10 protein-coding genes are annotated in these 10,166 nt (G+C 61.1%); 2 read left to right on the forward strand and 8 right to left on the reverse strand.

The window, feature by feature from the left end; translation table 11 throughout:
- Positions 1 to 843, forward strand: an 843-nt coding sequence (locus tag NKH28_RS33550; protein ID WP_352981397.1) for an IS1380 family transposase, incomplete at its 5' end; no start/stop codon positions are given.
- 694 nt (positions 844 to 1,537) lie between these two features.
- Here NKH28_RS33550 and NKH28_RS33555 read toward each other — a convergent pair.
- From NKH28_RS33555 to panB, 8 genes are all read right to left on the reverse strand, one after another.
- A complete protein-coding gene (locus NKH28_RS33555; protein ID WP_352496595.1) occupies positions 1,538 to 1,798 on the reverse strand; it encodes a helix-turn-helix domain-containing protein in 261 nt (86 codons plus the stop codon).
- Between the two features lie 415 nt (positions 1,799 to 2,213).
- Positions 2,214 to 4,037, reverse strand: a complete 1,824-nt coding sequence (glmS, locus tag NKH28_RS33560; RefSeq protein WP_352981398.1) for a glutamine--fructose-6-phosphate transaminase (isomerizing) — start codon at positions 4,035 to 4,037, stop codon at positions 2,214 to 2,216.
- 813 nt (positions 4,038 to 4,850) lie between these two features.
- On the reverse strand, positions 4,851 to 5,261 hold the full coding sequence (locus tag NKH28_RS33565; RefSeq protein ID WP_352515910.1) for a DUF2285 domain-containing protein: 411 nt from the start codon (positions 5,259 to 5,261) through the stop codon (positions 4,851 to 4,853).
- Positions 5,262 to 5,319: 58 nt separating this feature from the next.
- On the reverse strand, positions 5,320 to 5,694 hold the full coding sequence (locus NKH28_RS33570) for a transcriptional regulator domain-containing protein (protein ID WP_352496584.1): 375 nt from the start codon (positions 5,692 to 5,694) through the stop codon (positions 5,320 to 5,322).
- A gap of 3 nt (positions 5,695 to 5,697) precedes the next feature.
- Entirely contained in the window at positions 5,698 to 6,348 is a 651-nt protein-coding gene (locus tag NKH28_RS33575) for an acyl-homoserine-lactone synthase (protein ID WP_352515911.1), read from the reverse strand.
- A 93-nt stretch (positions 6,349 to 6,441) separates the two neighbouring features.
- Positions 6,442 to 7,167: a LuxR family transcriptional regulator gene (locus tag NKH28_RS33580; RefSeq protein WP_352711543.1), complete on the reverse strand. Its 726-nt coding sequence runs from the start codon at positions 7,165 to 7,167 to the stop codon at positions 6,442 to 6,444.
- A 94-nt stretch (positions 7,168 to 7,261) separates the two neighbouring features.
- On the reverse strand, positions 7,262 to 8,122 hold the full coding sequence (gene panC, locus NKH28_RS33585; RefSeq protein WP_352981399.1) for a pantoate--beta-alanine ligase: 861 nt from the start codon (positions 8,120 to 8,122) through the stop codon (positions 7,262 to 7,264).
- Positions 8,119 to 8,979 (reverse strand): 3-methyl-2-oxobutanoate hydroxymethyltransferase, encoded by an 861-nt coding sequence (gene panB / locus NKH28_RS33590; protein WP_352981400.1) that lies wholly within the window; start codon positions 8,977 to 8,979, stop codon positions 8,119 to 8,121. The genes panC and panB overlap by 4 nt, the downstream gene beginning before the upstream one ends.
- A 173-nt stretch (positions 8,980 to 9,152) precedes the next feature.
- Here panB and NKH28_RS33595 point away from each other — a divergent pair, with 173 nt between their 5' ends.
- Positions 9,153 to 10,121, forward strand: a complete 969-nt coding sequence (locus tag NKH28_RS33595) for an NUDIX hydrolase (RefSeq protein ID WP_352593251.1) — start codon at positions 9,153 to 9,155, stop codon at positions 10,119 to 10,121.
- The last annotated feature ends 45 nt before the right edge of the window (positions 10,122 to 10,166 follow it).

Here is a 10,166-nt window from a genome sequence, read left to right on the forward strand (position 1 = left end):
CTTCGCCTGTTCAATGCCCACCATGACGAGTACGGCTTCCAGCCGATCGTCGTGTTCGATGGTGCGGGACGGTTCGTCAGCGCGATCCTGCGACCGGCCAAGCGGCCGAGTGGGGCTGAGATCCGCCCCCACCTGCGCCGTCTGGTGCGGGCGATCCGGATCAACTGGCCGAACATTCGAATCCTGCTCCGCGGCGATAGCCATTATTGCAACCCGCAGGTCATCGACCGGTGCCGCGCCAACGACGTCGACTTCATCTTTGGCCTCGCGCCCACCACGCCCCTGCGCAAGCATGTCGCGGATCTGGAGGCCAGGACGACGGCGCGCTTCGAAGCGTCGGCCAAGACAGGCAAGGTCCGCAGGTTCAAGGAGTTCGTTGACGGCGCCGCTAGTTGGAGCCGCGTCGAGCGCATCATCGCGCGGGTCGAGGTCGGCGCCCAAGGTGGCGATATCCGCTTCGTCGTCACCAACCTTGCCGGTGGGAAGGCCAAGGCGCTCTACGAGGATGTCTACTGCCGGCGCGGCGCGGCCGAGAACCACATCAAGTCGTGGAAGACGCATCTCGCCGCCGACCGAACGTCCTGCACAAGAGCGACGGCCAACCAGTTCCGGCTATTCCTGCATGCCGGTGCTTACTGGTTGATGTGGGGCTTGCGGGCCGCGATGCCGAGGCGCTCGAGCTTTGCCGTCGCCCAATTCGACACGCTGCGATTGCGCCTCATCAAAATCGCTGCGCGGGTGGTCGAGATGAAATCGCAAATCCGCCTGCACCTGCCGACATCGTGCCCCGACCAGCGCATCCTGCGCATCGTCCTCGATCGCATCCCCCAACTCGCGACATAACGATGGGGGCAGACGCCCCGAAACGAACCCGTCGACCGCAACCTGCAAACCCCCGCCTGCCATCACGACGGAGCAATCCCGGCGCCTGACGAGGCGCGTGGAAAAGCACCGCAACGGCGACCACAACGTCGCTTCAGGCCGTCAAAAGCTTATCGCCGTGCATCAAGGCGGCTAGAAGCGCGCCGGCAGCCTGGCGGGGGGCTTGGGGTTAGACTGCCGGCGCACGCCACTCATGAAGAGCGGCCCCTTTTTGCGGTTCCGACACCAATAGTCAACCCGGCAGCGTCTGGATGCCCGCTGTGCTCTTTTCAGAGCGGCTCGCGATGCCGGCCATGTCGGCCGATCCTGCCTAGGATGGGGGGCCACTCTCGTCGGCCGAGTTGATGCTCCAGCCAATATCGCCTTGCCGACCAGCATGGGTTCGCCGTTAGCAATCCATCCTCGCGAGCCAATGCTATCGTGCACGTGTCGCAGCACTCCGGGCGGCTATATCGCCTAAGACAGCATGACGAAGCGTTCCAACTTCCTGTTCGGCGAGCCCGTGTGCAGTTCCTGACTCGGACAGTGGACGAGAATTCTCTTGGCGGTACTGCGCCAGAAGGCATTCGCGTCCAACGGAATCAAGCGACGACTATCAGCCGCAAACGTCACATCACAAGAGCGGTCTTCCACCCATTGCAGATTATCCGACTGATCAGGCGGCGTCCGATATGTCCGACTCTGCCTCAAGAATTCCCACAGGTATGGACAGCGATCTCGCTATCCGATTCCGATAGCCCTTATTGTACTTTAGACCCCGCTCGATGTTTTGGATTTCCTGAGCGGCAAGCCCGCACGCGACCGCGAGGTCCTCGATTGAATACCCAAGGTGCTCACGATAAGCGCGGATGATGTGGGTCCCCTGCGACATAGCCGTCAAGACTGGCTCGGGAATGCGCGAATCCTTCATAAACATCTCCAAGAAGATGGGAGCGCCTGACAAATCGGGAGATTTCCTCCCCGACCCTGGCGCACACCCAGCAAATCAAAAAAATGGACGTCCATTCGGCCGGACCGGCCTCATCCATGGAATGGGCCACTTGAAATTGGCAGCCGGGTCGGAATATGGCGGCTCACCTGCTTCTGATCAAGTTCTAAGAACCTGCCCGCCATGAGATGGCCTGATCGGCTGTAGCGCATTCGACCTGCGATCCTACACGACTCATTCTCCCCGATGGCTTTCTTGAACAGCAACTCGAACTCTCACTGACGCCTCCAGTGGCTATTCGCGGCGCCGTCCACCCAGCCTCGCGGACGCTGATACCTTCGACCAATTTCCACCGCCGATGCAGCGAAGATGGACAAGCATCGCCACCTATAAAGGTTCACAATCACTCGACCGTGACCGATTTTGCGAGATTGCGCGGCTGGTCTACGTCTGTGCCCATGAAGAGCGCCGTGTGGTAGGCAAGAAGCTGTATCGGCAGCGAGAAGATCATCGGCGCGATAATCTCGTCGACAGCCGGCAACACGAGCGTGTGCATGGTGTTGAGTTTCGATGCGGCTGCCCCTTTTTCATCGGTGATGAGGATAATCCGCCCTCCACGGGCAGCCACTTCCTGCATGTTGGAGACGGTCTTGTCGAAAAAGCGATCATGGGGCGCGATGACGATCACTGGCATGTTGTCGTCTATCAATGCGATCGGACCGTGCTTCAATTCACCCGCCGCATAGCCCTCGGCATGGATGTAGGAAATCTCCTTGAGCTTCAGCGCACCTTCCATCGCTAGCGGGAAACTGGTGCCACGGCCGAGATACAGGACGTCACGACACTTTGACAGTTCGCGCGACAGGAACTCGATCTCCGGCTGGATGCTGTTGAGTACCTGGCCCATGACGCGCGGCACTTCGGCGAGGCTCCTGACGAGCGCCTGCAGCTCGTCTTCGGTTACGGTCCCGCGGGCTCTGGCGGCGCCGATGGCGAGTGCGGCTAGAACGGCAAGCTGGCAGGTAAACGCCTTGGTGGAGGCGACGCCGATCTCCGGTCCGGCAAGGATCGGGAAGACCGCATCGGCCTCCCGAGCGATGGTCGATTCGCAGGCATTGACGATAGCGCCAATTTTCAGCCCACGCTCCTTGCAGTACCTCAACGATGCGAGCGTATCAGCGGTTTCGCCGGACTGCGAAATGAAAAGAGCCGCCGACTGCGGCGACAACGGGATCTCGCGGTAACGGAATTCGGACGCAACGTCGATTTCAACTGTCAGGCGCGCATAGCGCTCGAACCAGTATTTTCCGATCAGTCCGGCGAGATAGGCGGTCCCGCAGGCCGAGATCGCCAAGCTCGGGATCCTGGCGAAATCGATGCCAGAAACCGTGTCGGCGCGATTCTCTATGATGTTGCTATAGTGACGGAGAGCATGGGCGATGACTTCGGGCTGCTCGTAGATTTCCTTCTCCATGAAGTGGCGATGAGTGCCCTTGTTGGCCAGATCGGCCGCGGCCGTGGAGGTATGGCGCGGACGCTCGACGGGATGGCCGTCGAAATCGAAGATATGGGCGCCCGAATTGCCGACAACGGCCCAGTCGCCCTCGATGAGATAGGTAATTTCATTGGTGAAGGGAGCGAGCGCGATCGCGTCGGAGCCCAGGAACATCTCGCCGTCGCCGTGACCGATCGCCAGCGGTGGTCCGTTGCGCGCCGCCATGATGGTCGACGGATCATCTTCGAAGAGGACGGCAAGCGCATAGGCGCCCCTGACGCGTTTCAGCATGGCACGCATCGCCTCTTGCCGCCTCATGCCCTCCCGGCGGTGTCTTGCCAAGAGATGCGCGACGACCTCGGTGTCGGTATCGGTCTGGAACTCGGCGCCAGCCGCCGCCAATTCGTCCTTCAGCTCGGTGAAATTCTCGATGATCCCGTTATGGACGACGGCGACACCGTCGGTAAAGTGCGGGTGCGCATTGCGTTCCGTCGAGGCCCCATGGGTTGCCCAACGCGTGTGGCCGATGCCGATGTTGCCGCTCAGCGGCTCTTCCTTCAGTCTCCTCTCGAGATTGACGAGCTTGCCCTCGGCGCGCCGGCGGTGCAAGGCACCTTCGGTGATCGTCGCAACGCCGGCGGAATCATAGCCGCGATATTCCAAACGCTTCAACGCGTCGACCAACCGATCCGACACCGGCTGTTGCCCAACGATGCCAACAATCCCGCACATGTTCGTCTTCCATTCTTGCCGGCAGCTTCAGCCCACGCGAGACGGATACCCATCCGGCCGCTTTCATTGGGAGATCTTCTAGTAGTATTGGGTAATATTGGTATAATTGATTGTAGGGATAGCTATCATCCACCCCATGGATAAGACGCGTTTGGGGCCCTGATCTAACTTCCTCGTTGCGCCTGACGTCCTCATGACCGAACGCAAGCCCACACCCCGCGGCACGAAGGAACAATCGGCCATGCGCGATCATCCCGGCCACGCACCTGACCACGAACCGCCGCCGCTCGTGGTCACGCGGTGATCGGCATGATCACACAGCACTGTAGTTAGGCAGCATCAGCGACGCATGGTCGGCATCATCATCATCGGCAACGTCGGCGCCGTCGGCATGATTCACGTTCGTCACGTTGATCATAATCATCGTCGCCGCCGATCTAGTTTCTGATTGCCTGCCGCTTTGACGCGGCTTTCGCCGGTAGAGCTTAGCCCGCGATGGCCTATCAATACGCTGTTAGTCGGCATAGCCGAAACCGAGAGTCTGGCGGCGCAGGCCACAGAGCACGTTCAGCGACCGTTTCAGTCAGCGCCGGCTTTGTCGGGGTTCGTAACGGTCATCAGGATTCTCCGGGCATGAATGCACTATCACGAAAACGTTGGTTCTCAGTGCTTCGTCCGTATTACTCAAACCCGATTCCCGCAGCGGAAGAACTAGGCGCGTGTCACGTCTTGTACAAGGCACAATAGCAGTGAGAAATGGAGATTGATGCCTGCGCGTTTTCGAATAAGACAATCACCAAGCTGTCACCCCAATTACCTCAGGAACTGTCTATAGCCGCCGCCCATCAGGTAGCGGCCACGTTGGATGGCGCGACGCACCTGATCGCGAAGATGGCTACCTGGATGAGACCAATCTTCTTCGACACGGCGTCTCCCGAACAGGGCAATGGCGATCTCCTGATGAGATGCTCCCGCAAGCGAGCCATCCAAAGCCTGGAGCACGATACGCAGACGCGCTCCGCGGGGTTCCGGCGGAAAGCAAGCAGCTGCCAGGCGGCCGCAACCATTGATGTCGTTCAGGAACTGAAGGGCAGCGACATGGAACTTCAGGTGCTGCGGCTGCACGATCGCGTCGACATATAGCCGCAACGGGCGGAGAACGGATGCACCGGAAAGGGCGATCTGCAGACTCCGGCAGTCCTCCCTCAGCAGCACGTGCTGCACGCCGGCAGGTGTCAGCAGGATGTCCTTGCAGCATGAGAGCGAAGGGAGATCAAGCGGTTCAAAATCGTGGTCGAGCCCAACCGGCTCCGCGGCCGCTCGTAGAATACGGGCGCAGTCGCGCGGATCCCAAAAGACCCTTGCCGACGTAGCGTCCGACTGTGGCGCGTCCGCGAAAAAGGAGGCTCCATTGTCTTAGGAAAGATGATCCTGTCGTCAACTCGATTATCTTCATGTCGGCCTGGGCTCCGACAATGTAGGCGGACGGTGCCATTTTGGCGTGGTCGCGCTGAAATTGTGGATTGCGCCGAAGAAACTCCCAGGCCCAGGCAGTGCGTGGCAATCGTCTGGCGTAGTGGTAAGCTTCGTGACGACGCCAGTCCGGCCAGCATACAAGACCGACCGTCGCTTCCTTGGGCAGACCAGCATCCTTCACGGCTCAGGTGTCCACAATGGCGCTATGCCGACGGCCTAGAACCGGTTGCCACAGTACCGGTCCGCTCAGACGTCCCCTGCTGCGGATGCGCAAAAGGCTCGCGCGGGAAATCTCGAGAAACCCGGCCACCGCCTCCGTTTTGCCGACGGACTTGGGTTGTCCGATGCGCGACAATGGCCACGTCGCGAGGCGAAGGATCCGTTCCATGCGCGTGTCCGTCACCGTTACTATCCGGGTCAGATCCTTGGCCAAGCCGAACTCGATCATGCCCGCGAAGAGCTCGTAGGTTGCCTGGGCCAGTCCGCCCGCTGCCTTGGGCGCCGACGGAGGGAGATCGAGCGCGAAACGACTGCTCTCCCATATGTCGGAGGTCGAGGGCACGACGTCAGCACCCAGCAGCACCGGGAACGTGTCGCGCAACATTGTGGGTCCGGTGCTGGGCAAAAGACGCACGCAACCGCGAATTCGCCAGTCGGATCCCTTGAGGAGCAGATAGACAGGCTTCAGACCATCAAACGGGTCTGTTTCCATCTGGTCTTCGGTATCAACTTCCCAATCGAGCCTTTCCTTGAACACCCGAAACCTGAGCCCGTGCATCTCTTTGAGCTCGCTTGCGAACTCGTCGTAAAGGTCTGGTGTTATCAGCTGCATCATGGTCGCCTCCGTGCGGGATGTGTTCCCGCCATCGAAGGGCAAAGCCGGCAGCGATGCAGCCTGTAGAGGTTTACAGCTATCGTGGCCGACGAATCAGGATCTCGCCTGGCCGGAGGCAGCCAGTCGTGCAACGGCCTGGTTGATCGTTCGAACGCCAAGCTTTGCCTTGGCGTTTTCCAGATGAAAGGTCACGGTGCGCTTTGAGACGCCGAGAAGCTGGCTGATAACCCAAGCCGACTTGCCGCGCGCCGCCCATTTCAGGCACTCGAACTCCCGCGGGGTGAGCGTTACACCATCCACCACGCGATCGTCGGCGAGCCTGCGCCGGACATGGATATGAAAGTTGATGGCCACCAGCTGCAATGCTTTTTCGTAACGTGTCAGTGACCGCAACAGAGGCGGACGGGACTCGTCGGAAGCAAAGGTCAGGGCAGCAAACCGGCCGCGATGATCATGCATGGACATCGTCAGGCCGCCGCGGATGCCAAACTCAGCCGCACTCTCCAGAATTTGTTGCTGCGAATTCGGCAGACAGTGCCGAGCGCGATCCACACCCCAATCAAAGGTATCCCAGCCTTGCAGCCCGCGCAGGATGACCGGATCAAGACTGTGGTACCGCTGTTGCAGATAACGTGATGTCCAGGATGAAGGATAGTTTGAGATCAATTGCGGGGCGTCGCCGGGGGCCGACGGGTAAGTGAAATAGGCGAATAGCGGAAAATCGAAGCCGGCTGCAGCGGATGCCATTGCCTCACGGAGATCGGCAGCATCAACACTTGCAGACAGTTGCTCGACGAAGTTCTCAAACACGCGATGCATTTGCGCTTTGCGTAACCTCCGTGATCGCTCGATGCCGGGCAGAGACCTTGTTTTAAACGATCCCGGACGGATACAGCGCGTGCCGAGAACCCCGTTAATCTGTTGAAACCCGTGATATTCTGACGTTGTCTATGAGCCGTGTGCCGCCGAGCCAGGCCGCGACAAGCAAGCGTGCAGGTCGGTCAAGGCTTGTCATGGGTCGCAGATCTGCCTCGTCGCGAAGTTCCAGGTATTCGACCTCGCGATAGCCCGCAGCCAGAATTGCTGCGCGCGCTTCGGCAAGCGTTGGCAGGACGGGCGAGCCGCGGGCAAGCCGCTCAGCCGTCTCGAGCAAGACCGATGGTAGCTCGGGGGCAACAGCACGCTCTGCTGGCGAGAGCCGGACATTGCGCGATGATAGTGCAAGACCGTCGACTTCGCGGACTGTCGGACAAGGAACAATGGTGATTGGAATATCCAGGTCCCGGGCCATACGCCTGACTAGCTGAAGCTGCTGAAAATCCTTTTCGCCAAAGAAGCCGAAGTCAGCGCTGGTCTGCAGGAAGAGCTTGGCGACGACGGTCGCCACGCCATCGAAATGTCCCGGCCGGAAGGCACCGCACAGGCCCTCGCTGACACCGGACACCGAAACGGTCGTGGCGAAGGCCGCCGGATACATTTCCTCTGCATCCGGCGCATAAAGCAGGTGCGCGCCAAGCGGTGCCAGCTTGGCGGCATCCTCGTCCTCGGTGCTCGGATACGCGGCGAGATCGGCCTGGCTGTTGAATTGCTTCGGGTTGACGAAGAGCGTCACGATCACCCGGTCGGCCTTCTCGAGTGCCGCGCGCACCAGGCTGAGATGACCCTCATGCAGGACGCCCATCGTTGGCACCACGGCAATCCTCACGCCCTCGCGGCGCCATGCGGCAACGATTTGGCGAAGCTGGGCAACGCTCCTGACAATCCGCACGCTCACGCTGCTTCTCCGCTCTTGGCCGCGTCCGCGTCGGCGGGCTTGGGCGCATCGGCAAACACGTGCTCGGCGGCCGGAAACTGGCGCTCCTTCACTTCCCGCGCATAGGCCGCGATCGCAGCCGCAGCGGCCTCCCCCAGTTCAGCATAGCGCTTGACGAATTTGGGCCGGAAGTCGCCGAAGAGGCCCAGCATGTCGTCGACGACAAGAATCTGGCCGTCACAGGCTGCCGAGGCACCGATGCCAATGGTCGGGGTCGCCACCTCCCCGGTGATCCGGCGGGCGAGCGCCTCGGGAACCTTCTCCAGCACGACCGCAAAGGCGCCCGCTTCGCTCACCGCAAGCGCGTCGCGCCTGATGCGCTCGGCATCCCCGCCTCTGCCCTGCACGCGGTAGCCACCGATGGTGTTGATCGCCTGCGGCGTCAAGCCGACATGGGCCATGACCGGCACGCCGCGCGCGGCGAGGAAGCCGATCGTCTCTGCCATCGTTTCGCCGCCTTCGAGCTTGACGGCCGCGCAGCCGGTCTCGGCCATGACGCGCGCGGCATTGCGGAAAGCCTGCTCGGGGCTTTCCTCGAAGGAACCGAACGGCAGGTCGACGACCATCAGCGCCTGCTCGAGGCCACGGCGCACGGCCTGGCCGTGAATGATCATCATCTCCAGCGTCACACCGAGCGTCGAGGGCAGGCCGTGGAGAACCATGCCGACGCTGTCGCCGACCAGCACCACATCGCAATGGGGATCGACAAGCCGGGCGACTGGGGTCGTGTAGGCGGTAAGACAGACGAGCGGCGTCCCACCTTTGCGCGAACGAATATCCGGCGGTGTGATCGCCTTGGTGTCACCAAACGCACTCAATGGACCCTCCTTCCCCAACGTTACCAACCGCGGGTGTCGCGTTTGCCACATTTTTGTGCAAGTGCGAAGAGCTAAAAATGGCCGTGCAGCTGTGCGGTGTTGACGTGCGGACAGGCGCGCTTACACTTAAATCGATTCAGGCACCCCCGAGCTGGCCAACCACTTTCGCGAACATGGACGATCAGGCAAAAGGACCCAGGAAAGACAGAGCCGCCGTCAAGGCCGACGAAGTCAAAGTGGACCTGATCGCCTTTGTCGTCGCCGTAAACGACAGTGAACCCTGTGTCCTCACCATCGGCCAGGCGGACACCCTGCCCTCCGGACCATTTGCGCTTGAGCACCGATCGCTGCAATCCGGTCTGAGGGGGTGGGTCGAGCAGCAGACCGGCCATCCGCTGGGGTATATTGAGCAACTCTACACCTTCGCGGATCGGGATCGCATCGGCGCCGAGCGCCAGCAGCGCGTCATCTCCATCAGCTATCTCGCATTGACCCGCAAGGAACAGGCAGCTGGCTCGCCCAAGTGCGGCTGGCAGAGCTGGTATGAATATTTTCCATGGGAGGACCACCGCTCCGGCACGCCTCCGGTCGTGCTGGACGTTCTGCGACCGCGCCTGATTGAATGGGCAGACGGCGTCAGCGACGCGGCCACGCGACGTGAACGCTGGCAGCGGGCGACGATAGCCTTCGGCTTCGACGACCGCCTTTGGAACGAGGAACTCACGCTTCAACGCTATGAGTTAGTCTACGAAGCAGGCCTGGTCCAAGAGGCCGGAAGCGGACGGGACGCGACGCTGCCTCCGCTGGTGCCCAGCAAGTCTATGGTCGCCGATCATCGCCGCATCGCGGCGACCGGCATTGCGCGGCTGCGCTCCAAGATCAAATACCGGCCGGTCGTCTTTGAGCTGATGCCGCCGGTCTTCACGCTTTTGCAGCTGCAGCGAACCGTGGAGGCGCTTGCCGGCAGGCTCGTGCGTAAGCCGAACTTTCGCCGGCTGATCGAGCAGCAGGAGCTGGTCGAAGAGACCGGAGAGGCAACCGCGGAGACCGGCGGCCGGCCAGCGAAGCTTTACCGGTTCCGCCACGCCGTTCTCGACGAGAGGGTCATCGCCGGGACAAAATTGCCGCTGGCGCGGGGTTGACATCGCTTATACTCACAGCAAGTATATGCTGGTTATTTTCAACTA

This window comes from Mesorhizobium sp. M1227 (assembly GCF_040318315.1).
Lineage (GTDB): Bacteria > Pseudomonadota > Alphaproteobacteria > Rhizobiales > Rhizobiaceae > Mesorhizobium.

Bases quoted from the DNA above. Each gene is read 5' to 3' on its own strand.
- NKH28_RS33555 (WP_352496595.1), bottom strand. From the start codon at position 1,798: ATGTTTATGAAGGATTCGCGCATTCCCGAGCCAGTCTTGACGGCTATG.
- glmS (WP_352981398.1), bottom strand. From the start codon at position 4,037: ATGTGCGGGATTGTTGGCATCGTTGGGCAACAGCCGGTGTCGGATCGG.
- NKH28_RS33580 (WP_352711543.1), bottom strand. From the start codon at position 7,167: ATGCATCGCGTGTTTGAGAACTTCGTCGAGCAACTGTCTGCAAGTGTT.
- NKH28_RS33575 (WP_352515911.1), bottom strand. From the start codon at position 6,348: ATGATGCAGCTGATAACACCAGACCTTTACGACGAGTTCGCAAGCGAG.
- NKH28_RS33595 (WP_352593251.1), top strand. From the start codon at position 9,153: ATGGACGATCAGGCAAAAGGACCCAGGAAAGACAGAGCCGCCGTCAAG.